Source organism: Niabella sp. ZPM-14, from assembly GCF_055693045.2.
This window is the reverse complement of record NZ_CM181148.1, coordinates 323460-348818: the sequence shown is the minus strand read 5'-3', so window position 1 is coordinate 348818 and position 25359 is coordinate 323460. Positions and strand designations below refer to the sequence as shown.

19 protein-coding genes are annotated in these 25359 nt (G+C 46.4%); 17 read left to right on the top strand and 2 right to left on the bottom strand.

The window, feature by feature from the left end:
• The first annotated feature begins 8 nt into the window (after positions 1 to 8).
• The 16 genes from ACU37H_RS01350 (at position 9) to ACU37H_RS01275 (ending at position 19798) form a co-directional block, all read left to right on the top strand.
• A complete protein-coding gene (locus ACU37H_RS01350; protein WP_472703324.1) occupies positions 9 to 287 on the top strand; it encodes a DUF6660 family protein in 279 nt (92 codons plus the stop codon).
• Between the two features lie 196 nt (positions 288 to 483).
• A complete protein-coding gene (locus ACU37H_RS01345; RefSeq protein WP_472702560.1) occupies positions 484 to 3627 on the top strand; it encodes an efflux RND transporter permease subunit in 3144 nt (1047 codons plus the stop codon).
• Positions 3628 to 3675: 48 nt separating this feature from the next.
• Positions 3676 to 4041, top strand: a complete 366-nt coding sequence (locus ACU37H_RS01340) for a four helix bundle protein (RefSeq protein WP_472702559.1) — start codon at positions 3676 to 3678, stop codon at positions 4039 to 4041.
• 80 nt (positions 4042 to 4121) lie between these two features.
• On the top strand, positions 4122 to 5441 hold the full coding sequence (locus ACU37H_RS01335) for a TolC family protein (protein ID WP_472702558.1): 1320 nt from the start codon (positions 4122 to 4124) through the stop codon (positions 5439 to 5441).
• 65 nt (positions 5442 to 5506) lie between these two features.
• Complete coding sequence (locus ACU37H_RS01330; RefSeq protein ID WP_472702557.1) at positions 5507 to 6796, top strand: efflux RND transporter periplasmic adaptor subunit; 1290 nt, start codon at positions 5507 to 5509, stop codon at positions 6794 to 6796.
• A gap of 74 nt (positions 6797 to 6870) precedes the next feature.
• Complete coding sequence (locus ACU37H_RS01325; protein WP_472702556.1) at positions 6871 to 7530, top strand: transposase; 660 nt, start codon at positions 6871 to 6873, stop codon at positions 7528 to 7530.
• 25 nt (positions 7531 to 7555) lie between these two features.
• Positions 7556 to 9592, top strand: a complete 2037-nt coding sequence (locus ACU37H_RS01320) for a heavy metal translocating P-type ATPase (protein ID WP_472702555.1) — start codon at positions 7556 to 7558, stop codon at positions 9590 to 9592.
• A gap of 83 nt (positions 9593 to 9675) precedes the next feature.
• A complete protein-coding gene (locus ACU37H_RS01315) occupies positions 9676 to 10629 on the top strand; it encodes a dihydrodipicolinate synthase family protein (RefSeq protein ID WP_472702554.1) in 954 nt (317 codons plus the stop codon).
• A 338-nt stretch (positions 10630 to 10967) separates the two neighbouring features.
• The gene (locus ACU37H_RS01310) at positions 10968 to 12350 is read left to right on the top strand and encodes an alpha/beta hydrolase family protein (RefSeq protein ID WP_472702553.1); all 1383 of its coding nucleotides are present in this window, start codon (positions 10968 to 10970) and stop codon (positions 12348 to 12350) included.
• A gap of 64 nt (positions 12351 to 12414) precedes the next feature.
• The gene (locus ACU37H_RS01305; RefSeq protein ID WP_472702552.1) at positions 12415 to 13287 is read left to right on the top strand and encodes a sugar phosphate isomerase/epimerase family protein; all 873 of its coding nucleotides are present in this window, start codon (positions 12415 to 12417) and stop codon (positions 13285 to 13287) included.
• 165 nt (positions 13288 to 13452) lie between these two features.
• Positions 13453 to 14610, top strand: a complete 1158-nt coding sequence (locus ACU37H_RS01300; protein ID WP_472702551.1) for an alpha-hydroxy acid oxidase — start codon at positions 13453 to 13455, stop codon at positions 14608 to 14610.
• A 132-nt stretch (positions 14611 to 14742) separates the two neighbouring features.
• Complete coding sequence (gene pta / locus ACU37H_RS01295) at positions 14743 to 16830, top strand: phosphate acetyltransferase (protein ID WP_472702550.1); 2088 nt, start codon at positions 14743 to 14745, stop codon at positions 16828 to 16830.
• A 155-nt stretch (positions 16831 to 16985) separates the two neighbouring features.
• The gene (locus ACU37H_RS01290; protein ID WP_472702549.1) at positions 16986 to 18191 is read left to right on the top strand and encodes an acetate/propionate family kinase; all 1206 of its coding nucleotides are present in this window, start codon (positions 16986 to 16988) and stop codon (positions 18189 to 18191) included.
• Positions 18192 to 18437: 246 nt separating this feature from the next.
• The gene (locus ACU37H_RS01285; protein ID WP_472702548.1) at positions 18438 to 18785 is read left to right on the top strand and encodes a type II toxin-antitoxin system RelE/ParE family toxin; all 348 of its coding nucleotides are present in this window, start codon (positions 18438 to 18440) and stop codon (positions 18783 to 18785) included.
• Positions 18786 to 18791: 6 nt separating this feature from the next.
• Positions 18792 to 19088 carry a helix-turn-helix domain-containing protein gene (locus ACU37H_RS01280; protein ID WP_472702547.1) on the top strand — a complete coding sequence of 99 codons (297 nt, stop codon included), beginning with the start codon at positions 18792 to 18794 and terminating at the stop codon, positions 19086 to 19088.
• 218 nt (positions 19089 to 19306) lie between these two features.
• Positions 19307 to 19798 carry a DinB family protein gene (locus ACU37H_RS01275; RefSeq protein WP_472702546.1) on the top strand — a complete coding sequence of 164 codons (492 nt, stop codon included), beginning with the start codon at positions 19307 to 19309 and terminating at the stop codon, positions 19796 to 19798.
• Here the strand turns inward: ACU37H_RS01275 and ACU37H_RS01270 are convergent.
• Together ACU37H_RS01270 and ACU37H_RS01265 are read right to left on the bottom strand one after the other, a co-directional pair.
• Positions 19795 to 20793: a helix-turn-helix transcriptional regulator gene (locus tag ACU37H_RS01270; RefSeq protein WP_472702545.1), complete on the bottom strand. Its 999-nt coding sequence runs from the start codon at positions 20791 to 20793 to the stop codon at positions 19795 to 19797. The two genes, ACU37H_RS01275 and ACU37H_RS01270, sit on opposite strands and share 4 nt — an antisense overlap.
• Positions 20794 to 21064: 271 nt before the next feature.
• Positions 21065 to 22612, bottom strand: coding sequence for a choice-of-anchor I family protein (locus tag ACU37H_RS01265; protein WP_472702544.1), 1548 nt, complete (start codon positions 22610 to 22612; stop codon positions 21065 to 21067).
• Positions 22613 to 22815: 203 nt separating this feature from the next.
• Here ACU37H_RS01265 and ACU37H_RS01260 point away from each other — a divergent pair, with 203 nt between their 5' ends.
• Positions 22816 to 25326 carry an L-rhamnose mutarotase gene (locus ACU37H_RS01260; RefSeq protein WP_472702543.1) on the top strand — a complete coding sequence of 837 codons (2511 nt, stop codon included), beginning with the start codon at positions 22816 to 22818 and terminating at the stop codon, positions 25324 to 25326.
• Positions 25327 to 25359: the final 33 nt, after the last annotated feature.

Sequence of the window (25359 nt, the reverse complement as noted above, 5' to 3'; positions counted from 1 at the left end):
TCCTGCCTATGATTGGTCTGGCGGGTACTACGGCGTGTGATGGTGCTGATTACAACCAAATAACTGCTGTCGCGGATGATCATAATGAGAATGATACCGACGAAGGCTGCAGTCCCGTTTGTAATTGCGCTTGTTGTCTTCACATTGTTTCCAATAATTTTGAGCGTCAGAAATTTTCGACGCCTGCTATAACCTACACCCGTGAATCATATCCTCCATATAAAAACATCCTATTACCCGTAGATTTTTGGGGTAATATCTGGCAACCGCCGAAGACTAACGCTTAATTTTTAGACCCATTCCAATACCCTTTTTTCAGGGTCTTTCTTTGACAGTTTAGCCTGGTAGGGCTTGCTGATTCATGATTATTTATTCAGTGGATACTGGATTACAGGCTGGTTATGTTGCTGGTCAGTATATGCGTGTTTTTTTCAAAAAACCAATGTGACGGTATCTGCTGTTACGATTTACTAAATAGCGCTTATGTTAGATTCAATTATCAAATTCAGCATAAAAAATAAGCTGATCATTGGCGTGCTGACGCTGGTTCTTATCATCTGGGGCTCGTGGAGCGCCACAAAATTACCTATTGATGCGGTACCGGATATCACCAATAATCAGGTACAGATCATCACCGTTTGTCCCACATTGGCCGGGCAGGAAGTGGAGCAACTGGTTACTTTTCCGGTGGAATTGAGCATCGCCAATATCCCGGATATAGAAGAAGTAAGAAGTATATCCCGGTTTGGATTATCAGTGATCACCGTCGTATTTGACGATGACGTGGATATTTATTTTGCCCGGCAGCTGATCGGCGAAAAACTGAAAGAGGCCGAAGAGAAAATTCCAAAGGGCATTGGCACGCCCGAGATGGCGCCGGTAAGTACGGGTCTCGGCGAGGTGTACCAATATATTCTGCACCCTAAAAAAGGCAGTGAAGATAAGTACGACGCTAAAGACCTGCGTACTATGCAGGACTGGATTGTCGCCCGCCAATTATACGGAACGCCGGGCATCGCAGAAGTGAACAGCTTTGGGGGTGAGCTCAAGCAATATGAGGTAGCCGTCGATCCGAACCGGTTAAGGGCGATGGGCGTTAGTATCGCTGATATTTTTACAGCGCTGGAGAAAAATAATGAGAATACGGGAGGAGCTTATATAGACAAAAAGCCCGATGCTTATTTTATTCGCGGTATTGGCCTGGTTACTTCGCTTGAAGACATCCGGAATATCAGCGTAAAAGATTCCCGTGGAAGTGTACCGGTTTTTATTAAAGACGTCGCCGAAGTGCGGTTTGGGAGCGCGGTCAGGTACGGTGCCATGACCTACAATGGAGAAGTGGATGCCGTGGGTGGCGTGGTGATGATGCTGAAAGGGGAGAACAGCAATGAGGTGGTCAAACGCATCAAAGAAAAGTTGCCCGTCATCCAGAAATCATTACCTGATGATATCGTCATTGAACCCTATTTGGATCGCACAGATCTCGTGGGAAGAGCCATCAGCACCGTCGAGAAAAACCTGATTGAAGGCGCCCTGATCGTCATTTTCGTATTGGTGCTGTTTCTGGGGAATTTCAGGGCCGGGTTAATTGTGGCGTCTGCCATCCCGCTGGCCATGCTTTTTGCGCTCGGTATGATGAATGTGTTTGGCGTAAGTGCCAACCTGATGAGCCTGGGAGCGATCGATTTCGGTTTAATCGTCGATGGTGCGGTCATCATTGTAGAAGCGACGTTGCATCACTTAGGCTTACGCAAAGCCACACAAAGACTAACCCAACACGAAATGGACCAGGAAGTGTTCACCTCAGCCTCTAAAATACGCAGCAGCGCTGCCTTTGGCGAGATCATTATCCTGATTGTGTACATCCCGATTCTCACGCTGGTAGGTGTGGAAGGCAAAATGTTCCGCCCGATGGCGCAAACTGTAAGCTTCGCCATCTTTGGCGCCCTGATTTTGTCGCTCACTTACATTCCTATGATGTGCGCCCTGTTCCTGTCGAAAAAAGTGTCACATAAGGAAACATTTTCAGACAAAATGATGAAACGGCTGCAAAGGGTTTATCAGCCCTTGCTGCAGAAGGCGATCCGTGTAAAATACTGGTTGGTCGGAATCACTGTGGGTGTATTTGCGATCTGCTTATTCCTGTTCAAAAATATGGGTGGTGAGTTCATACCGCAATTGGAAGAAGGGGACTTTGCATTTCATTGTATACTGCCACAGGGAAGTTCATTAAGCCAAAGCCTGGAAACTTCGATGCAGGCTTCCAGGATCCTGAAGAAGTTTGATGAAGTAAAAATGGTCGTCGGCAAAACAGGAGCTGCAGAAGTGCCCACAGACCCTATGCCTCCGGAAGCTACGGATATAATGATCATCCTGAAGCCAAAGAGCGAATGGAAGAGTGACAGAAGCTATGATGAGCTGGCGGATGCCATGATGGAGAAGCTCGAAGCAATACCGGGCGTCTACTTCGAAAAGAACCAGCCGATACAAATGCGTTTCAATGAGCTCATGACAGGCATCCGGCAGGATGTTGCGGTGAAGATCTTTGGCGAAAACCTCGATACGCTGGTAGCATATGCTGAAAAAACATCTGCCATCATACAAACCGTTACAGGCGCCACCACGCCCCAGGTGGAAGCTGTGAGCGGGCTGCCGCAGATCAACGTTGAATATGACAGGACCCGGCTGGCCAATTATGGCATCAATGTCGAAGAAGTCAATGAGGTCCTAAGTACCGCTTTTGCTGGTAAAAGTGCCGGTGTCGTTTTCGAGAATGAACGAAGATTTGATTTGGTCGTTCGACTTGATAGTGCGCATCGTAATAACATTGAAGACGTCCGCAACCTCATGATTCCGACAGAAACCGGCATACAGGTGCCGTTATCGCAGGTGGCCTCGATCGATTATAAGCTGGGACCCGAACAGATCAGCAGGGAAGAAGGCAAACGAAGGATCGTTATCGGCTTTAATGTATCCGGCAGAGATGTGCAAAGCGTGGTAGAAGACATCCAGCAAAAGTTGAACAAGGAAATCGAACTACCTCCGGGTTACTATTTCACTTATGGCGGACAGTTTGAAAACCTTCAGGAAGCCAGCAACAGGTTGATGATTGCTGTTCCCGTTTCGCTGTTATTAATTTTTGTGCTGCTCTATTTTACATTCAATTCCATGAAACAGGCCGCCCTGATATTCACGGCCATTCCTATGAGTGCGATTGGTGGGGTGTTGGCCTTGTTGCTTCGCGGTATGCCGTTCAGCATCAGCGCAGGTATTGGTTTTATTGCCCTCTTTGGCGTAGCAGTATTAAACGGGATCGTCCTGATCGGCACCTTCAACCAATTGAAGAAAGAAGGCTGGAATAATGTGATCAAAAGAGTGATCGAGGGAACGAAGATCCGGCTGCGCCCGGTGTTGATGACCGCTGCCGTTGCCAGTTTAGGATTTTTACCCATGGCATTAAGTACCAGTGCAGGTGCTGAAGTTCAAAAGCCTTTAGCAACGGTGGTTATCGGCGGTTTGATAACGGCGACGTTTCTCACATTGTTTGTGTTGCCGCTGTTGTATATCATCTTTAGTGGAAGGGTAATAAAAGAAAGTACACAATTGGCAACAGGTAATGAGCAATAGCTCACGCGACTGTTGCTTATTCCATTTTACAATGCTAAAACAACAGGAATGGGAGCGCTATATTTTAAAGAAACTATTTTATATAAAAGGGCATTTGAACAAGCTATGTCGATTTTTGAGATAAGTAAATCGTTTCCCAGGGAAGAAACCTATTCTTTAACTGATCAGATACGACGGAGCAGCAGAAGTGTATGTGCCAATCTTTCAGAAGCTTATCGGAAAAAGCGGTATCCTGCTCATTTTATATCAAAATTAACCGACTGCGATGCAGAGAATTCAGAAACAAGCGTGTGGATCGATTTTTCATTCGCCTGTACATACGTGGACGAAACGTTATATCATCAGTTAAATGGACTCAATAGTGAAGTAGGCAAACTGTTGCATCACATCATTAACAATCCTGACAAATATTAATAACATGAAATGACCATAAAAATTTTCTACCCGTTCGGTCAGACGGGCCTGTGACAAAAAGCAAAACAAAAGATATACACATGAAAGAGTATATAAATAGAAGGATCATGGATAACCAGCAACAAGCAATCATTAAAAAGAAAAAGCTGCCTTTTGCCTATTGCTTATTGACTATTGCCCATTGCCTGTTGCTTATTGCATATGGCAATCCCGCGCGCGCTCAAACATCAACCGCCATCACCGTCGATGAAGCGATACAAATTGCTATTGAAAATAATAACCACATAAAGGCCTCCGACCTTGAAATACATGCAAGTGAGGCCCTGAAAAAGACAGCCACGGAAATGCCAAAGACGGAGCTGAACGCCCAGCTGGGTCAGTACAATAGTAAAGCCTTTGACCAGGCTTATGATATAGCTCAAACGATTCCTTTTCCTACATTGTTCGGGGCAAAAAAGCAGCTGCTCCAGGCTGAAATACAAGGGAAAGAAATACAGAAAGACCTGACCCTGCTCGATCTGAAAACGCAGGTGCGAACTTACTATTATCAGATCCTGTACCTGCAGCATAATGAAAAGCAGTTGCAGCAGCTGGACAGTTTATACAAAGAGTTCATCCGGGTTGCGCAGCTTCGATACAAGACGGGCGATACAAAGAAAGTGGACGTCAGTACCGCTGAAGCCAAAAAGGGAGAGATCAATCTGCTGCTGAAGCAAAACGAGATGTATTTAAAAAACGCTTACGAAAGTTTATATGCTTTGATGAATACCAAAGAAAAGTATGAAATCATTGCCGGTGAAAGGTTTCAGCCTTTGAAAGTTACCGATCTGCTGGATCAAACAGCCGTCGCCAACCACCCGGCGATCCGGTCTTTATACCAGGAGGCGGTTATCGCGGGGCAATCCATCAAAGTCCAGAAGGCACAGAATGCGCCGGACTTTACTATGGGTTATGTCAATCAGTCTTTAATTGGTTTCCATACGGTCAACGGCCAGGAGCAATATTTAGATGCCGGCAACCGCTTCAATTCTTTCAACATCGGCATTAGTATTCCATTGTTCAGTGCGACCAGGTCAAGGGTTCAGTCGTTGAGTTTTAAGAAGCAGGCAGCCGAAGCCAACGCGCAGCAGCAGCAAAAACTGCTGGCGACTCAATACCAGAACGGCCTCAATCAATATCAGCAAGTGCTTCAGGAGTTTAATTATTACGAGCAACAAGCCCTGCCCAACGCCAACGCTATTGTCTTCGCTGCGCATTTGGGTTATACAACCGGTGAGATCAGCTATGTCGAATACCTATATGCGGTACAAACCGCTACTGACATTCGGTTGGGTTATTTGAAAAGCATTCAGCAGGTCAATCAATCAGTTATCCATATTTATTCATTAATCAATAAATAAAAATGAACCTTAATATACATCAAGTAATAATGAGCAAGAGGCACTCAGCAATCAGCAGAATACAAATGGCAATCGTTAATGGCCTGTTGCTTATTGCCTTTTCCATATCACTAACCGCTTGTGGCGATAGTAAAAAGGAAAATACATCCAAACCGGAAGTTAAAGCCGAAGCCGCGCATGAAGAAGAAGCTCTCACCATTGCCACGCTTACCGAAGAGCAGATAAAAACGGTGGGTATACAACTCGGTTCAATCGAGCAAAAGGAGCTGACGGCAACCATCAGAGCCAACGGGATGCTGCGGGTGCCCAACAATAACAAAGCGAATGCTACTTCGCTGTACGGCGGTGTTATTAAAACACTGAAAGTGCAAATCGGCGATTATGTAAAAAAAGGCCAGGTGATTGCCACCATCGTCAATCCTGAGTTTATACAGTTGCAGGAAGAGTATCTGACCATCGGCAGCAAGATCACTTTTGCGGAGCTGGAGCTGGAACGTCAAAAGACCTTGAATGAGGGCAATGCCGGCGCCCGGAAGAACCTGCAGAATGCTACGGCGGAGCTCAATGCGCTGCGCACCCGCAGGACATCGCTGCACCGGCAAATACAATTGATGGGCATTAATCCCGGCTCCGTATCCAACGATAATCTGAGATCCGCGCTGGTCGTGACCAGTCCTTTAAGCGGCACGGTCAGCAACGTATTTACCAAGATCGGTAGTTATGTTGATGTGTCCTCGCCGGTAATAGAAGTGGTAGACAATAGTTCTTTGCACCTGGATCTGCAGGTGTTTGAAAAGGATCTTCCAAGGGTTAAAGTCGGACAGACGATTCATTTTACGATTACCAACAATCCCACCGTAGAATATGACGCCACTGTATTCAGCATCGGAGCCTCTTTTGAAAATGAAAGCAAAACGATTGCAGTGCACTGCAAGGTGCGCGGCAATAAAACGGGATTGATCGATGGCATGAACATCACGGGCATTGTGAGCCTGAATAATGTGACGACGTCTGCAGTGCCCAATGATGCGATTGTCAATGCAGATGGTAAATATTATGTATTCGTAGTAACAGATAAAGAAGCGGAGGAAGATCATCATAAAGACGGGACCTCCCACAAAGGGGAAGAAGGACATGATCACAAAGAAGGTGAAGGACATCAGGAAAAGGAAAAGCAAAATGCGGCCGGAAAGCACGTGAGTTTCGAAAAGATAGAAGTGGCAAAAGGGGTTTCAGATATGGGGTATACCGCGGTAACATTTGTAAAAGAAGTACATCCCGATGCAAAAATAGCAGTGAAAGATGCCTTTTTCATCAACGCGACATTGAATACAAGTGAGGGGCATTCACATTAACGTGTTTATGGAGTAAACGCACAGGGGGTGTCCTGCAAACCAGTTCAAACGCATTCGTTTTTTAAAAGAAAAAAATGAATAATTACAATCCGAACATTCATCACCGCAGATCGATCCGGTTAAAAGGATACGATTATTCGCAGGAAGGGCTGTATTTTATAACCATTTGTGTGAAAGACAGGCAATGTTTGTTTGGTGAGGTTGCCAATGGCGAGATGAAATTAAATGAGGCAGGAAGAATGATTGATCGATGGTATAACGAATTGCAAAACAAATTTCCAGGGATCAAATGCAGAGAAATGGTGGTAATGCCCAACCATTTTCATTGTATCATCGAAATCGCAGGGGTCGTAGGGGCAGATCTCCGTATCTGCCCAATGGGCGAACACGAAGGTTCGCCCCAACCGGGTTCGCCCCAACCGGGTTCGCCCCAACCGGGTTCGCCCCAACCGGGTTCGCCCCAACCGGGTTCGCCCCAACCAGGTTCGCCCCAACCAGGTTCGCCCCGACAAGGTTCGTCGGTACCGCAAGTCGTGCAGTGGTTTAAAACGATGACCACCAATGAATATATCCGCGGAGTTAAGAACAACAATTGGCCGGCGTTCAATGGCAAATTATGGCAACGGAATTATTGGGAACATATTATCCGTAACGAGCGATCCTATCAGAACATAGCCAGATATATCATTAACAATCCGGCGAAATGGTGGGAAGACAGATTGTATATGAAATGATCATAAAAAATAAAACAGTCAAATTATGAAACATCAACATAAATACGATGCAGCAGGCAGGCAGCTTTGCTGTACACAGGAAGAAAAAATAAATGCGGTTTCAGATCATCAATTGGAACAAACAGAAAAGGCTTCCGGGAAGCGGGGTCACGACGACCACCATCATGATGACGATGGACACGACCATGCTGTTGGAGACAAAACGACTCTTCAGATGTTCATGCCGGCCATCATCAGCGTTGTGCTGCTGTTAGTAGCTATCGCGTTTGATAACTCGATTTTGCAATCGTGGTTCTCCGGTTGGATTCGGGTCTTGTGGTATGTAGCCGCCTATCTTCCCGTGGGATTCCCCGTGATCAAAGACGCGGTGAAGAGCATTGGAAGCGGAGAAGTGTTCTCTGAGTTTTTACTGATGAGCATCGCTACTATTGGTGCATTTGCTATCGGTGAATTTCCTGAAGGTGTCGCTGTCATGTTGTTCTATGCTGTTGGGGAAGTGTTCCAGACACTGGCCGTTGCCAGGGCCAAAGCCAATATTAAATCCTTGATCGATCAGCGTCCTGACGAAGTTACCATCTGGGAAAACAGCGAGTTAAAAACAGTAAAAGCCGAGACGGTCAGGGTAGGAGCGATCATCCAATTGAAGCCCGGCGAAAAGTTAGGTTTAGATGGCACCCTGCTGTCTGATTCGGCATCGTTCAATACCGCGGCACTGACCGGCGAAAGCAAGCCGGATACCAAATCCAAGGGCGGGACTGTATTAGCGGGAATGATCAATTTAAACAAGGTAGCTCAGGTGAAAGTGACTACAGCTTACACCGATAGTAAGCTCAGCAGGATTTTGGACTTAGTACAAAATGCCACAGCTCAAAAGGCCAGGACCGAACTATTTATCAGGAAGTTCGCGAAGATCTACACGCCGATTGTTGTTTTGTTAGCTGTTCTTATTTGCGTATTGCCTATTGCATTTGTCGATGATTATGTGTTCAGCCAATGGCTCTATCGTGCCCTGGTCTTCCTGGTGATCTCGTGTCCTTGCGCGTTAGTGATTAGTATTCCGCTTGGGTATTTCGGTGGCATCGGTGCCGGATCTAAAAACGGTATTTTATTCAAGGGCAGTAATTTCCTGGATCTGCTGGCCAATATCCGGAACGTGGTCATGGATAAAACAGGCACTATGACCGAAGGTGTCTTCAAGGTTCAGGAAGTGGTCTTTAATGATGGAGTCGATAAAGATAAAATACTGCAAATGGTTAACGCCCTGGAGAGCAACAGTACCCATCCCGTGGCCACCGCCATTCATGAGTTTGTCGGATCCGTCAATAAAGAAATCTCGTTGCAGGATGTTGAGGAGATTGCAGGGCATGGTTTGAAGGCGAGTGTTGATGGAAAAGAACTTTTAGTGGGCAATTTCAAGCTGATGGATAAATATGCTGTCAGGTATGATGTTGATCCCGCCAGTATTGTATACACGGTGATCGCGGTGGCTTATGACAAACAGTTTGTGGGTTATCTGACCATTGCCGACAGCATCAAGGAAGACGCACAGGAAGCAGTAAACCGTTTAAAAAAAGCCAACGTAAATGTCACCATGCTGAGTGGCGATAAAAGTACAGTGGTGAAATATGTTGCGGAAAAGCTCGGCATTAAGCAGGCGTTTGGTGATTTGTTACCCGAAGATAAGGTCGACAAAGTGAAAGAGCTCAAAGCCAAAAATGAAACCGTCGCCTTTGTGGGTGATGGCGTCAACGATGCGCCGGTGGTCGCATTGAGCGATGTCGGCTTGGCAATGGGCGGTTTGGGAAGCGATGCCACCATCGAAACAGCAGACGTTGTAATACAGGACGACAAGCCGGGCAAAATACCCATGGCGATCGAGATAGGTAAGCAGACAAAAAAGATCGTCTGGCAAAATATTTCATTGGCATTTGGAGTGAAAGCCATCGTCCTGGTGCTGGGCGCGGGAGGGCTGGCGACGATGTGGGAAGCCGTGTTTGCCGACGTGGGCGTGGCTTTACTGGCTATCCTCAACGCGGTGCGGATACAGCGGATGAGGTTTTGATGGTGTAGCAAAATAATCCATCACAATAATTTTTTCCTACATCGATTTGACCGTAAAAAAAATCAACTTTATGGCAAAAAGTAATGCAAACGATTGCTGGAAAATTTGTTCCTGTAATGATCACGCCCTTTGATCTGAAAGCCAACATTGACTTTGATGCCGTCAACAGCCTGATCGATTTTTATTTAGAAGCGGGCGTGAAAGGGATTTTCGCCAATTGTCTGAGCAGTGAGATGTTCAGCATCAGCGAAGCAGAGCGCCTGCAGCTCACGCAACATATCGTTAAGTATGTGGATGGACGCGTACCGGTTGTAGCAACCGGATCTTTTGGTCTGACCATTGAAGATAAAGCAGTTTTCACCAGACGTATTTATGATACCGGCGTCAATGCGGTGATTTTAATCACAGGGCATTATGCCAAAGTGGAAGATAGCGATGATGTGTTGCTGCAAAATTTTGAAAAGATGTTCTCACTGACTGGTGATATCCCTTTGGGTATGTACGAGTGTCCGGCGCCTTACAAACGTATTATCAGTCCGGATGTGTTCAGGAAATTGATACAGGCAGATCGCCTGATCTATCATAAAGACACTTCTATCACGCACGAAAATGTGTCCGCCAAACTGGACATTCTGAAAGAAGTGCCCAACCGGTTAGAATTTTATGATGCACATACGCCCAATGCTATGTTTAGCATGCAACATGGAGCCATTGGTATGTCATCCATCTCTGGCAATTTCTATCCTGAAATATTGGTGTGGATGGTTGAAAATGCCAACAATCCCGGGAAGCAGGAAGACGTGCAGTGGCTACAACAGGAGCTCTCAGCAGTAGACCCGATGATCCATGTGGCGTATCCTATGAGCGCTAAATACTTTTTACAAAAAAGAGGTTTGCCCGTGCGAACCATAAGCCGTGCCTACGCCCTCCATCTGACGCCCGAACAGAAAAAAGAAGTCGACGCCTTGCACGACAAATTTTTAAACTGGTGCGACCGCCTCGGTATTGTGCCTGTATCAGTCAGCAGCTTTGCGTAATTTGATTGCATCATTTTTTATAAGCGATATAAATGGAGGTGCCCATCATTCTATAAATTCTTCTGGTATTGTAGTTTTGAAACAGGCGGCTATTGCAGTCTGGGCGCGGATTTGAACTGATTGGTAACTGGCCGGCCGCTTTTCCTGAATCATTTTAGCGCCTGATCTTTTATATAGCCACTGGAAAAAGAATAGATATGCTGAACATTTAAATAATAATTATGAGCCAGACTTCAGAATATAGATCATCGGTTTTGCCACGCTCGGTTGATCGTTCCGGTTATAGGTCATCAGGATCGTCGCTGTTTTTTCCGGGCTTGCCAAAGACCCGCATTCTTATGCTGTCGGTAATGCTGCTCGGGTTTTTCTGTTTTCGCACGCAGGCACAGTCGAACAGTGATAGTGCTTATGCCATTCCCTTAACAGATGTCTTAAAAGATATTGAAGAGAAATATGGCGTTACGATCAGGGCCGATGAAAAACTGGTAGCCGGAAAGGTGTTGAAGTATGCGCGCTGGAGATACAGGACCGATGTCGATGAGACATTGCGCAACGTATTAGCTCCGTTTGATCTGAAAGTAAAATCAGACGGCAGTGACAAGAAATACAAGGTCAGTGAGTTCGAATACTATCGCTGGCCGGTACAAGAAGGTTGGGCAGAGCTGGACCGTATTGCGGCACAATACGAGAATCTGACAGAATGGGAAGCGAGAAAAAAGGTGCTGCGTCCCTGTATCATGGAAGCGTTGCAGTTGTCGCGACTTCCGGCTTATCCCATCAGTCGCCCTACCATCACGCCGCGGCGAAAACATGAAGGGTATAGCGTTGAGAATATTGCAATCGAAATTCTAAAAGGCGTGTGGGTAAATGGTTCTATTTACCGGCCCGCAAAATTGAAAGGGAAGGTACCGGTAATACTCAATCCCGACGGACATTGGCAGGACCACCGGTTCCGGAAAGATTGCCAGATCCGTTGTGCAGCATTAGCCAAAATGGGCGCTATCACCATCAGTTATGATCTTTTTGGCTGGGGAGAGTCCGGCCTTCAGTTTAAATATGAAGACCACCGTAAAAGTTTGTCGCAAACGATTCAGACGCTTGGCGCTATCAGGATCTTAGATTATTTGTTATCCTTAAAGGAGGCCGATACTTCACGCGTAGGCATCTCCGGCGGATCGGGTGGGGGAAGCCATACGGTGTTGATGACAGCCATTGACGACCGGATCAAAGTATCCGCGCCGGTCGTATCGGTATCGTCTTACATGTATGGCGGCTGTCCCTGTGAAAGTGGCATGCCGGTTTTCCTTTGCGGCGGCGGTACTGACAACCTGGAACTCGCTGCCATGGCGGCTCCTAATCCTCAACTGCTGGTGTCTGACGGGGGCGACTGGACCGACAGGATGCCTGAGCATGATTTTCCTTACTTACAGAAAATGTACAGCTGGTATGGGAAAGAAGAAAATGTCGGGAATGTGCATTTACCTGACGAAAAGCATGATTTTGGTATCAATAAAAGAATAGCTGTTTACCGATTCATCGCTAAACATCTTGATTTAGACCTGTCGGCGATTGAAAAAAACGGAAAGATAGACGAGTCAGGTATTACAATCGAAAAGATGAGTGATATGTATGTATTCGGGGACAAGGGAGAACGGCTTCCGGCACATGCAGTGAAGGGGTTTGACAACCTGGAGAAAGTGTTCGAAGCGGCGATCCGTTAGTAAAAGAGCTGTGAGGTTTTGAAAACCTTACAGCTCTTTTTGTTGATTAATTTTTTACAAAACAATGATGAAAAGAATTCCGCTCCTTTGTATGTTGTGCCTGTTAGCGGGTTCCACCGTTTTCGGGCAGCAGGAAAGGTATAAAATTGGCTTGATCGACCTGATGCTGTTAAAGCGCCAGAAGTTAAGCGCCATCCCGTTGGCTAAAGAATTGAATGCGGATGGATTGGAAGTAGACATGGGCGGTTTAGGCAACCGGCCGACGTTTGACAATAAATTGCTGACAGATTCGATCAGGCAACAGTTTATGAAAACAGCGGACGAAAATAGCATTGAAATTTTCTCTTTGGCAATGACCGGCTACTATGCACAGTCCTTTTGCGGAAGGGAGGAATACGAAAGATCCGTTTCTGATTGTATCGCCACCATGAAGCTGATGAATGTAAAAACTGCCTTTTTACCCATGGGGATCCAGTGCGACATCAGTAAGAACCGATCCGTACGCGACTCTGTGATCAGCCGTTTAAAAGTAGCAGGTAAAATGGCCGAGGAGGCCGGGGTGGTCATTGCCATCGAGACGTCTTTGTCCGCCAAGGAGGAAAAGCGGTTACTCAAAGATATTCATTCACCTGCGATCAGGATCTATTTCAATTTTTCCAATCCGTTAAAAGGCGGCAGGGATCTGTATAAAGAAATGAAGATCCTTGGCCGGAAAAATATAGCCATGATCCATGCGACGAATAAGGACAGTGTATGGTTAGAAAATGATCCCGGGATCGACCTGCATAAGGTTAAAAAAGTATTGGATAAAATGAAATGGAGCGGCTGGCTGGTTGTAGAACGCAGCAGGGACGCGCGTCAGCCAACCAATGTAAGATATAACTATGGAGCCAATGTCGCCTATCTGAAGAAAGTGTTCCAGGCGGAAGATAAATGACACGGTCTGACGGTCTCCGTCTGACCCATTAAGACGATATAGCTGGCTCACTGGGGGAGCGCAACATTATTACCGTCCTGATGGCTCACATATTCATCTGCTGGATTTCAAAAAAAATCTTATATATTAACCCTCGAGGTTCACAGAACAATTAAATTTGCCGGAATGAGTTCGAACTTATTTTTATATAACACTAAATATCCGTCCGTGACGGATCTCAAGCGTAAAGCAAAAAAAAGAATTCCAAAATTTGCTTTTGATTATCTCGAAGGCGGCTGCAACGAAGAACTGAACGTCTGGCGCAACGAAGAAGATTTTAAAAATATCTTCCTCATGCCGCAATATTTAAAAAAGCACAGCGGTGTAGACATGCGCACGGAATTATTTGGTCATACTTATGATGCTCCGTTTGGCATTGCTCCCGTGGGCCTGCAGGGGTTGATGTGGCCCAATGCGCCTGAAATCCTGGCAAAGGCAGCGTTAAAGCATAACATTCCTTATATATTAAGTACCGTATCCACAAGCAGTATTGAACGGATTGCCGAACTCACAGAAAGCAAGTTCTGGTTTCAGTTGTATCACCCTACCGAGAACGAGCTGCGGGATGACCTGCTGCGCCGGCTGGAAGCAGTAAACTGTGATGTCCTGGTAGTCCTTATCGATGTGCCGTCTTTTGGTTTGCGCTACCGCGAGATCAAAGCGGGTTTATCCATGCCTCCCAAACAGACCATCAACAATTTCATCCAGGCGGCACTGCACCCGGTTTGGGGCATTGAGACGCTGAGAGTGGGCATTCCTTCTTTTGCCACGCTGAAGCCCTACATGAAAAAAGGTATGGACATGAAGCAACTAGGCAAGTTTATGAATGCTACCTTTACCGGCCGGGTGGATGCTGATAAAGTAGCCGCGATCCGGGATAAGTGGAAGGGCAAGCTTGTTATCAAAGGAGTGGTAAGCGAGCAGGACGCGGAAATATGCGCCAATATTGGTGTAGACGGCATCATTGTTTCCAACCATGGCGGCCGGCAGATCGAAGCCGGCGAATCCACAATCAAACCCTTGCAAGGTCTCGCTGACAAATTTAAAAGTAAATACAAAGTGATGATCGACAGCGGCCTGCGCTCCGGGCCCGATATTGGCCGCGCGTTAGCCTGCGGCGCTGACTTTACTTTCATGGGAAGGCCCTTTATGTACGGCGTAGGCGCCTTAGGTAAGCAGGGTGGCGACCATACCATCGCCATGTTCAAAGCACAGCTCAAGCAGGTTATGGAGCAGGTTTGCTGCGAAACTATTCACGACTTCCCGGCTACCCTTATTAAATAGAGGTGACAGAGGGTAGCTGACAGACGCCCAGGTCTGACCGTCCCGGTCTGACCTGAAAATCAACGGTCATCAAATAAATGTCCCGGTCTGACCTAAGCGTCAAAAGAACCAGTCATCTACCTAATATAAATTATGAATCGTTCCGTTTACGTCATTACACCCACCGCTCAAAGCGGCAAATTGTTAATCAGTCTCGGATTGATGCAAATGCTGCAGCGTACGACTACTAAAGTGGCTTATTTCAAGCCGCTGATAGAGACCACGGATATAAAGGACAACCATATCGATACGATACTTACGCATTTTAAGATCAACATGGCGTATGAAGATGCGTATGCATTTACCCGCGCTGAGTTGAGCGAGTTGGAAAATCAGGGCAAGATCAACGAGGTCTACGAGACAATTATCAATAAGTATAAAAAATTAGAAGAGCAGTTTGATTTCGTGTTGGTGGAGGGAAGTGACTTCAAAGAAGAGGGGTCTGTATTTGAGGCCGACTTCAATGCTTCGGTGGCTCAAAGCCTGGCCATGCCGGTGTTACTGGTCACCAAGGATAGTTTTGCGACTGTCGCCAACCTGGTTCATAATGTTGTAGCAGAAGTGCACTCCTTCCTGGCCAAGGATCTTAATATTATAGGTTTATTTGTAAGCCGTTGCACAAAGAACGTCGACGAAGTCAAACAAAAGATCGACAAGCACCTGCGTCATGAGATCGTGGTATCAGTGATCCCCAACGATGATGAACTGACCAAACCTTCTATGCAGGAAATAGCGGATCACCTGAAAGCACATATTCTTTTCGGGGCCGATAAATTAGAAAATGTTGCAAAGACCTCTATTATTGGCGGCATGCAGTTGGCGAATTATTTGCCGCGTATGCAAAATGATTGCGTATGTGTGATACCCGGTGACCGGGGCGATTTGATCGTCGGTTCTATGCTCGCTAATATTTCGCCGCAATATCCCAATGTCGCGGGCATTGTCTTGTCGGGCGGCTTTTTGCCGGAACGTTCTATTGTCAACCTGATGGACGGCACACAAAAACCATTGCCCATCCTGGCCGTACCCACCGGAACTTTTGAAACCGCTAATAAGGTGGCGAATATTAAGCCCCGGATCTACCCGGCAAATCAATACAAGATCAAGCTATGCATCGACCTGTTCGAAGCGGCGGTGGATGGCGAAGAATTAAACCGTAAGATCAATTCGGTCAAAACCGAAAGTATCACGCCGCGCATGTTCCAATACAATATGCTGGTAACGGCCAAGAAAATGCAACGTCACATCGTCCTGCCCGAAGGTACCGATGACCGCATTCTCACCGCTGCCTCTCATCTGGCAAAAGATAAGATCGTGTATCTGACCTTATTGGGTAATGCCGAGTCGATCAAAACAAAAGTGACGCAACTCGGGTTGTATTGGGATGACGAACGGATCAAAATTGTGGATCCTGAAAACAGCGAAAAATACGAAGATTATTATCACACCTTATACGAACTCCGTAAGTCGAAAGGGCTGGAACTGGCGGCGGCAGCGGATTTGATGCTCGACGTTTCTTATTTCGGAACAATGATGGTGTTTAAAGGCGAAGCCGACGGAATGGTGTCGGGAGCCGTCCATACAACGGCGCATACCATTAAGCCGGCTTTACAATTTGTAAAAACAAAACCAGGTTTTAATACCGTATCGTCCATATTCTTTATGTTGCTGCACGACCGCGTGTTGGTGTATGGCGACTGTGCCATTGTTCCCAATCCGACCGCCGAGCAGTTGGCAGAGATCGCCATGTCATCGGCTGATTCTGCAAAAGCCTTCGGTATCACGACCCCCAAAATAGCTATGTTGTCTTACTCTTCCGGCGCTTCCGGTAGCGGGGCAGAAGTGGATAAGGTAAGAGCAGCTACCAGGATGGTGAAGGAAAAGAGACCGGAATTGTTAGTCGAAGGTCCCATCCAGTACGATGCCGCGGTGGATCCGGTAGTAGGTAAAAGCAAATTGCCCGATTCTCCGGTGGCGGGACAGGCAAACGTTTTGATCTTCCCGGATCTGAACACGGGTAATAATACTTACAAAGCGGTGCAGCGTGAGACAGGCGCCCTGGCGGTGGGGCCAATGTTGCAGGGACTGAATAAGCCCATTAACGATCTGAGCCGCGGAGCGACAATAGAAGATATTTACAACACCGTTGTGATCACAGCGATACAGTCGGGGAATGGGTAAAGAAAGTCAGAGGCCGGAAGACGGATGTCTGAAGAGCGCGTCAGCAGGCAAAGCTTCACTGATTGTCGGATTGGCTTCGATAAAACGGTTTTTCCGACTTCCGTCTTCGGACTTTCCGACTCCGGTCTTTCTCCCTCCGTCTTTAAAACAACAACATGGAAATATTAATCATTAACGCGGGTAGCTCCTCGTTAAAATACCAGCTGATCAATGTGAATAATGGTCAGGTACTGGCGAAAGGATTGGCCGAGCGTATCGGAATGCCTGGCAGCAATATCAGTCATACCTGGACAAAGGATGATAAGGAATATAAAAAGACGCTGGATGATCCGTTAAAAGATCATACGCTTGCTTTTGATGCGATTTCCGGTTTATTGATCCATGAAGAAACCGGTGTGATCCAGCAGCGGGAAGACATTAAAGCAATAGGACACCGGGTCGTACATGGTGGTGAACATTATACCCAAACGCAGGTGGTGACGGACGAGGTGAAGAAGGCTATTGAAGAGTTGATTCCGCTTGCACCATTACACAATCCTGCTAATCTTACCGGTATCCTGGCCGCTGAAAAAGCTTTTCCCAACGCCGTGCAGGTAGCCGTTTTCGATACGGCTTTTCACCATACCATCCCTGAAAAAGCCTTCCGGTATGCGATCCCTGAAAAATTTTATCATGAAGATCGCATCCGAGCTTACGGCTTTCACGGCACGAGCCACAAATTTGTGTACGAACAGGCCAGGAAACATTTAAACAAAAAAGACCTCAAAGCGATCACCATCCATCTGGGCAATGGCGCGAGCGTTTGCGCGATCAATGAAAAAGGCGAAAGCGTCGAAACCAGTATGGGCTTTGGGCCGCTGGCCGGGCTGATCATGGGAACAAGAAGCGGCGATATAGATCCCTCTGTTATTTTTCACATGGCCGATGAGTTGCACATGCCATTAGAAGATATAAAGAACATACTAAATAAACAAAGTGGTATGCTCGGTATCGCCGGCAGCAATGACGCACGCGATATCACCAAGCTGTACAACGAAGGGGACAAAAACGCTATCCTGTGTTACGAGATGTATGCCCATCGTATTAAGAAATATATCGGTGCTTACATGGCGGTGCTCAATGGTGTCGACGTTCTCATCTTCACAGCTGGCATTGGTGAAAACGATGTCCTGACACGACTGCATTCCTGCCGGGGCCTTTCTGGTCTGGGGATCGAATTGGATGAAGAAGCTAATGTTGCAAAGAATCACCCCAAAGAGCCGGTAGAGATTCAAAAAGCCGGGAGCGCTGTTAAAATAATGGTGATCCCCACCAACGAGGAACTGGAAATTGCCCTGCAAACCTACGAACTGGTGAAATGATAAGACCTTGTCTGGCCGTCCCGGTCTGACAAGGTCTCGGCAGACGTTGATGTTACCTCACAGGTTTTTAAAACCCTGAGGCGCCGGAGGTTGTGGCGCCGGGCCATTTTTTCTTTATTACAACGGACTCATCGCCCAATTATTAATATCTTATCTGACCATTCCGGTCCCTGCAAACTTTAGCGGTTGCAGAATAATTTTAAAAACACCCTATCAATGCGATCCATTATTCGTTAACTTTGCCGGATGAACACCATTCGGGAAATTATCTTTTACAAAAGGTATTTTGAAGATTTTTTTGAACCGCTTCAACCTCATGTGAAGGATAAAGTCGATGAAGTGTTGTTTATGATTTCAATAGTTGAACATATTCCGTCAAAGTTCTTTAAAACCGTCAAAGGCATAAAGGGACTTTTTGAGATCAGAATCGAGCACCAGAGCAATATCTATCGAATTTTTTGTTGTTTCGATAAAGGACACCTGGTCGTTTTGCTCAATGGATTTCAGAAAAAATCCCAAAAAACGCCCCCGAACGAATTAAAAAGAGCCGAAAGAATAATGAATGAATATTTTAACACAAGAAGCAATAATTAAATGGCAATGAAAGACAAAAATATAAAAACTTTTTCTCAACATCTCGATGAGCGATATGGTAAGATCGGGTCGGAAAAAAGAACTGCTTTTGAAATAAAAGCGAAATCATTTGCTATCGGTGAAATGATCAAGGAAGAACGCAAGCAGGCAAATCTTACCCAGGAACAGCTAGCTGAAAAAATAGGGGCAAAGAAAAGTTTTATTTCCAGGATTGAGAATGGCCATAGCGATATTCAGCTCTCAACGCTTTATAAGCTCATTGAGTTTGGTTTAGGTCGAAAAGTGAATTTAACGATAAGTTAAAAGGCCCTTTACTTAATCCCACCTCACAGGTTTTCAAAACCTGTAAGGTGGTGTATGTTACTAACACGCCATCTATTCTAAATCTGAAAACATATGCTGCTCGAACTAGCTTCAACATATTTTTTCTAGCCCGCTAAAAAAAACATTTTTACTGCTGACATACTGTTGTCACTACCCCTGTCGAGCTTTGTTGTATTCAATCATCTAAAACACATGTTATGAACACAACAACTACTATCGAACGTCCTATTATCAGTGCTAACGAATTATTAAAAGCATGGCAGGGCCACCGCAATCTCACCCGGAAAGTGATCGAAGTATTCCCTGAAAAAGATCTTTTCAGCTTTTCCATCGGGGGTATGAGACCTTTTGTAGACCTTTGCAAAGAGATGATCACGGTTTCCGGCGTGGGTATGAAACAGATCGTAACCGGCGTGATCGAGCCATTTGAAGATGCTATGCCCCAAATCCAGGAAAAGGCTGATCTGTTGCAGGCATGGGATGAAGCTTCCGAGCAGATCAATGTATATTTTCCACAGATTACGCCCGAGAAGTTTCATGAAGATATCAACCTGTTCGGCGAATACAAATTTCCCGCCATCGAAAACATCCAGTATTTTATGGATAACGAGATCCACCATCGTGCGCAGGGATACGTGTATTTAAGAGCGTTAGGGATCCAACCTCCGTTCTTCTGGGACAGGTACTAATGTTTGATGATCTCTTGCCGGAGCCGGTCTCCGATCTGAGACACCAGTTCCGCCAAGCGAAGCCGGACGGACTCCGGCTCGATAATATCCGATTTATCAGCCAGCACGATAATCCAACGAATAAAATATTCAGGATCCTCCGCATATTCAAAATGCATTTCAATATGGTCTCCTGTTCTTTTTTCCGAAACAAAGCCGTACATACTGCGGCTTTGTTTTATGTACTTAGCGCATGAAGCGTCTATACGGATCCTGATGGTCAGTGGTGTTTTTCTTTCGGGCCGGTGAAGATAAAAGGAAAGCTCTTTGTGCTCCATGGTGAAGGGTTTGTCGGATGCGGATATTTTAAGAATGCGATCCGACCGGAAATTACGGTGTTCTTTCCGCAGGTGGCAATAAGCCACCAGGTACCAATACTCTTTTTCGTGGTACAGTCCGATAGGCTCAATCGTCCGGTTGACGGGTGTTTCTGCGTCAAAAGAATGATACAGCAAATGCACCTGCTTTTTATTAACGATGCCATGCATCAGCACTTCCAATGCATTCGGCACATCTTTATTAAACAGAGAAGTTTTTGGCTGTACGGAAATACGCCCATCCAGCATATCGATCCAGTCTTTTTCAGCCCACCGCAGCACGGATTTCACTTTGAACATCGCCGATTGGAAGGCCGTGCCGATGGACTTATCCGTGAAATGCTGCATTAATTTTTCTGCTGCCACAAAGCTTACTGCCTCCTCCTTGGTAAACATGACGGGTGGTAGCTTGTAGCCTTCTACAATCGAATAGCCAATGCCGGCTTCGGAACTGATAGGCACGCCCGAGGCTTCCAGCGTTTTAATATCCCGGTAGATCGTACGGAGACTCACGCCGAACCGGTCTGCCAGATCCTGCGCCTTTACTATGCGCTTCGATTGGAGCTGCGTTAGTATGGCAATCACCCGGTCAAATTTTTTCGGGCTTTCTTCCAGTATGTCATCGTCTGCAGGAGGCATGAGTTATGTTTATGCAGGTGCAATTTAGCCGTATAAATCGATGAATGCAAATGCATAGACGATGATCCTGAATTTAAAGGGTAAACAAGCTGTCAATGACAAGCATGTTAGTATTGAAAAGCAGCTTAACAAAGAAGGTCGTTCGCACAAAATAGTGAAGGGAATCGGTCATTTGGAAGAATCTAAGTTTCTATTGGGTGCTCCTCATGACATCCGGCTCAAACGCAAAAAGCCACGATACTGATGTACCGTGGCTTTCAGTTAGCGCTGCTTAGAGTGATTTCGGAGCGTAAATTTTTACGATGCCATCGTCTTCGCTGCTAACGATCAGCAACGATTTTTTGATAGGGCTGGTCTTAGCGGGGATGAATAGAACCCCTTCGGGCGCATCTCCGGTTTTTACGATCTGTAAAAATTTAGGATTTTGAGGATCGTTAATGTCATAGATGGCCACGGCGTCTACCCGCTCCATTCCGACGAAAGCCACGGTCGTCTTGCCCACTTTTCCAACGGCTATACCCTCCGGCTCAATCGATTTGTCATCACTTCTGCCGTCGTCATAAAGTCCCGCTTCGTTTACTTTTCGATCCAGTTCGTTTTTACTATCAAACACCTGGGCTCCGTTCAGGCCATTCCAGACACTGAATGAGCGTGCACCAAAAGAGTACAATTCATCATAATCTCCATCGCCATCTGTATCGCCCAAAGTGGTGGTCATATTTAACCGGCCCAATGCTGTATTCTTCTTGAGATCTGTGGCGTTGGCAAAGGCGGCCGGGTCGAGGACGATATCTTTATGCCCGATCCTTTTGGCTTCTTCATAAGCATCGTATTCACGGGCGTCTCCTTCATTGGCAGTCAGCAGGTAAGGCACATTGTTATGCTCGGTAAGCGCGATGGCATCGGGCATGTACACGCCTTTCACTTTCCAGCTCCCTGCCAGATATTGATTATCGTCATTGGTCGGATCGATTTCATTTCCAGGCAAAGAGTAATCCTTGAAGCCTAACGGAAAAATGTCTGTAATGGCTTTGCCGGAAATATTTACTTTGGCAATGGCATTGTTTTCCTGCAGGGTGACCCATGCCGTTTTCGAATCTGAACAGACCGTAATATACTCCGGCTCTATATTGGACGCGAAGTCGGGGTTATTGGTCGGGCCAAAGATCCGGAGCCCTTTTGCTTTTAATGCGGTTGCCTGGTTGGCAAACGGGTCGAAGAAAAGTGTAGCCACTGTGTAATTATTGTTCACATCGATAATAGAGATGCTTCCTTTCGGATCAATCGTATAATCTGCGTTGGGTTCACCCTCATTCGCTGTCAGTATGAATTTTCCATCAGGAGAGAAAACTACCATATCCGGTAAAGCCCCGACACTCACCGACTTTATCGCTGAATAATCTGTAGTGTTCAATACTGCTACCTTTCCGTTGTCCGTTTTTGTGACGGATTGGATTGCCGCAGCCAGTTTCCCGCTATGCACACTCACGCTATTGACCGCACCGCCGTATGGCGCCATGCTGATGGATGTAACATAAACAGGGTTTGCCGGGTTTTTCAGATCGATCACATCGATCTTGTTAACGTCGCCATCATTCGACACGGCGTTGTTCACTACAAAAAGCCGTTGGGTCACACTGTCATACGCAGATATTTCTGCGGCTCCAGTATCACCGATATCTATTTGTCCGATCTCTGAAAAGCTGGAAGGGTCTTCATGGATCAAAGTTTCTTCCTGGGGAGGGGTGGGTGTTTCATTTTTCTGACAGGCGCTTGCAGAAAGCAGCACCGCAAAAAGCAGTTGTAGACTATTCTTCATCAATATTAATTTGAATACGAAAATAACTGCAACGTGTAAAGGAATTGTAAACATAAGCTTATGCAATTGTTACGGATATTTTCCGCTTAATATAAGCATAAAAACGGAGTAGTAATATTTTCCATCACAACGGTAAAAACGACCATGATATACAAATGCGCCTTCGGTAAATTTACTAATTGTTATTTTTACAATTATTGCCCTTGAAACGATTGTTGCATTTCTTATTTCTATTACCGGGATTGTGCTTTGCGCCGGATAGCAGCAGCCAGGTGTATGTAGCTACCGATGGCAACGATGCTAATCCGGGTACCATTGAGCGTCCCAAAGCCAGTTTGCACGGGGCCTTGCGGCAAGTGCGGGAAACGAGACGGCTAAATGATGCTGCTACCGGTAAACCCATTCACATCGTTATCAAAGAGGGTATATATCGGTTGTCCGAACCGGTCGTGCTCAGGCCCGAAGATGCGGGAACAACTCAAAGTCCCACTTATATTGAAGCAGAAGAAAATGCTCAGGTGATAATAAGTGGCGGCGTGCCCATCACCGGCTGGAAACAGCTGAACGGTAACATACAGGAGTTGCCCGGGAATACTAAAGGACACGTCTGGGTCGCTGACCTGCCTGATGATCTTGACGGCCTTCCGGCTTTCCGGCAGTTATGGATCGGTGAGGCTAAAGCGGTGAGAGCCCGCTGGCCAAACGAAGGCTCTATGAAACGTATCCTGAGCTGGAACAAGAAAGATGAAACCACCCACATTCCGAAACCTGATGTGGCCGTTGACGATGTGAGCGGGATGGAGTTCTTCATTCATCAATGGTGGGAAATAGCGGTGTTAAGGATCCGACAAATGAAGATCCATGGAGACAGTGCACAACTCTTTTTCCGCCAGCCGGAAAGCCGTATTCAAAGTGAACACCCGTGGCCTGCGCCCTGGCTGTCTTCAGAGACGGGCAATTCCGCTTTTTACCTGTCCAACGCCGCAGCGTTCCTCGATGCGCCCGGAGAATGGTATGCCGACCGGGCCAACAAAAAGATTTACTACTGGCCGCGCACCGGCGAAGATCTGAATACTGTAACGGTTACAGCGCCCTTGTTGGAGAACCTGGTCATCGTTCGGGGAACAACTGACGCGCCCGTATCTCATATCCGTTTCAGAAATATTTCCTTTGAGCATACCGCCTGGTATCGTCCGTCGCTGGTGGGCTATGTGCCGCATCAGACGGGAATGCCTATGACGGATGCTTATAAATTGAGACCAGCGGGCACCCCGGAAAAAGCAACCCTGGAAAACCAGGCCTGGATTACCCGGCCCGAAGCAGCGGTTCAGACTTTTTTCGCTACCGATATTTCCTTTGAGGGATGCAGGTTTGCGCACATGGCTTCAACGGGCGTCGATTTTCACCAGGGTGTTAAGAAATCCGAAATCCGGGGAAGTCTTTTTAAGGATATCGGAGGAACGGCCATCCTCGCGGGCGTCTTTGCCGACGAAGCGACGGAGATCCACTTGCCATACAATCCCAGGGACGAGAGAATCGTAACAGAATCATTTGAGATCAGCAATAATTTTATTACTGATGTGACCAATGAAGATTGGGGCGCTGTAGGCATTGGCCTGGGCTACACCAGGAATGCGCTCGTTGCCCACAATGAAATTGAAAATGTGAATTACTCCGGGATCAGCATGGGTTGGGGATGGAGCCCGCAACCTAACGTGATGAAGGATAATAAAGTGGTGGCCAATAAAATCCATCATTTCGGAAAACAAAACTATGATTGTGCCGGTATTTACACATTGAGCGCTCAGAAGGGATCACTGATTAGTGATAATTATATTGACAGCGTTTTTAAAGCGCCATATGCACATCTTCCGTCGCATTGGTTCTACTTGTATACGGATGAAGGTTCGTCACATATCACTATCAAAAACAACTGGACGCCTTCAAAAAAATATCTTCAAAATAATAACGGCCCGGGAAATATTTGGAGCAACAATGGCCCCCAGGTGAGCAAGCAGATAAAGCTTCAGGCTGGACTTGAACCGGCTTACCAACACCTTGCGCGGGAAAGCACTACGGATCAGGTGAAACAAGCCATCAACTCAGAACATGAAGAACTGGTGGAACTGGTGGTGGGCGAGGCAAAGCTTGATCTCGTAAAATTGAAAGCCTTTCTGAAGAAGAATCATGTTGATCCCAACAGCATCTACCAATGGAACAATCGCTACGTGATTTTCGATAAGGTCCAGGACCTTTCTGTGTTCCAGGGAAAATTAAAAAAGGAATTCCCTGCTCTTGAAGTGCGCCCTTATTATGATCTGTATTACCAGTTTGATCGCAGCCGCTGCGCCGACACAACCATGGCCAGGGAGTGGCAGCATATCATTCTAACCGCCAACCTCGTAGCAGATCCGGCAAGGCAAAAGGAATACCTGGACTATCACGCCACCCAATTTGAAAAATGGCCCGAAGTTGCCAAAGGTTTCTGCAATGCAGGCTTTCAGCGATTGGTCATGTTCCGAAATGGCCGCCAGTTGATGTTAGTGATCAGTATCCCTAAAGGAAAAACATTGGATGAGCTCAATCCTAAAACCACGGAAAACAATGCCAGAGTGAATGAATGGAACAAGGTCATGGCACAATACCAGGAAGGAATAAAAGGAACTCGAAAAGGAGAGGTTTGGGTGTTTCTAAAAAAGGTCGGTGGCCAGTAGTCTATGGCCCATAGACTAGGGTTGACGAAAGCA

Coding starts and splice junctions, on each gene's coding strand:
- ACU37H_RS01280 (WP_472702547.1), top strand. CDS start 18,792: ATGAAAGACAAAAATATAAAAACTTTTTCTCAACATCTCGATGAGCGA.
- ACU37H_RS01345 (WP_472702560.1), top strand. CDS start 484: ATGTTAGATTCAATTATCAAATTCAGCATAAAAAATAAGCTGATCATT.
- ACU37H_RS01335 (WP_472702558.1), top strand. CDS start 4,122: ATGAAAGAGTATATAAATAGAAGGATCATGGATAACCAGCAACAAGCA.
- ACU37H_RS01270 (WP_472702545.1), bottom strand. CDS start 20,793: ATGCCTCCTGCAGACGATGACATACTGGAAGAAAGCCCGAAAAAATTT.
- ACU37H_RS01290 (WP_472702549.1), top strand. CDS start 16,986: ATGGAAATATTAATCATTAACGCGGGTAGCTCCTCGTTAAAATACCAG.
- ACU37H_RS01310 (WP_472702553.1), top strand. CDS start 10,968: ATGCTGTCGGTAATGCTGCTCGGGTTTTTCTGTTTTCGCACGCAGGCA.
- ACU37H_RS01305 (WP_472702552.1), top strand. CDS start 12,415: ATGATGAAAAGAATTCCGCTCCTTTGTATGTTGTGCCTGTTAGCGGGT.
- ACU37H_RS01340 (WP_472702559.1), top strand. CDS start 3,676: ATGGGAGCGCTATATTTTAAAGAAACTATTTTATATAAAAGGGCATTT.
- ACU37H_RS01315 (WP_472702554.1), top strand. CDS start 9,676: ATGCAAACGATTGCTGGAAAATTTGTTCCTGTAATGATCACGCCCTTT.
- pta (WP_472702550.1), top strand. CDS start 14,743: ATGAATCGTTCCGTTTACGTCATTACACCCACCGCTCAAAGCGGCAAA.
- ACU37H_RS01320 (WP_472702555.1), top strand. CDS start 7,556: ATGAAACATCAACATAAATACGATGCAGCAGGCAGGCAGCTTTGCTGT.
- ACU37H_RS01350 (WP_472703324.1), top strand. CDS start 9: ATGATTGGTCTGGCGGGTACTACGGCGTGTGATGGTGCTGATTACAAC.
- ACU37H_RS01265 (WP_472702544.1), bottom strand. CDS start 22,612: ATGAAGAATAGTCTACAACTGCTTTTTGCGGTGCTGCTTTCTGCAAGC.
- ACU37H_RS01285 (WP_472702548.1), top strand. CDS start 18,438: ATGAACACCATTCGGGAAATTATCTTTTACAAAAGGTATTTTGAAGAT.
- ACU37H_RS01300 (WP_472702551.1), top strand. CDS start 13,453: ATGAGTTCGAACTTATTTTTATATAACACTAAATATCCGTCCGTGACG.
- ACU37H_RS01275 (WP_472702546.1), top strand. CDS start 19,307: ATGAACACAACAACTACTATCGAACGTCCTATTATCAGTGCTAACGAA.
- ACU37H_RS01325 (WP_472702556.1), top strand. CDS start 6,871: ATGAATAATTACAATCCGAACATTCATCACCGCAGATCGATCCGGTTA.
- ACU37H_RS01330 (WP_472702557.1), top strand. CDS start 5,507: ATGGCAATCGTTAATGGCCTGTTGCTTATTGCCTTTTCCATATCACTA.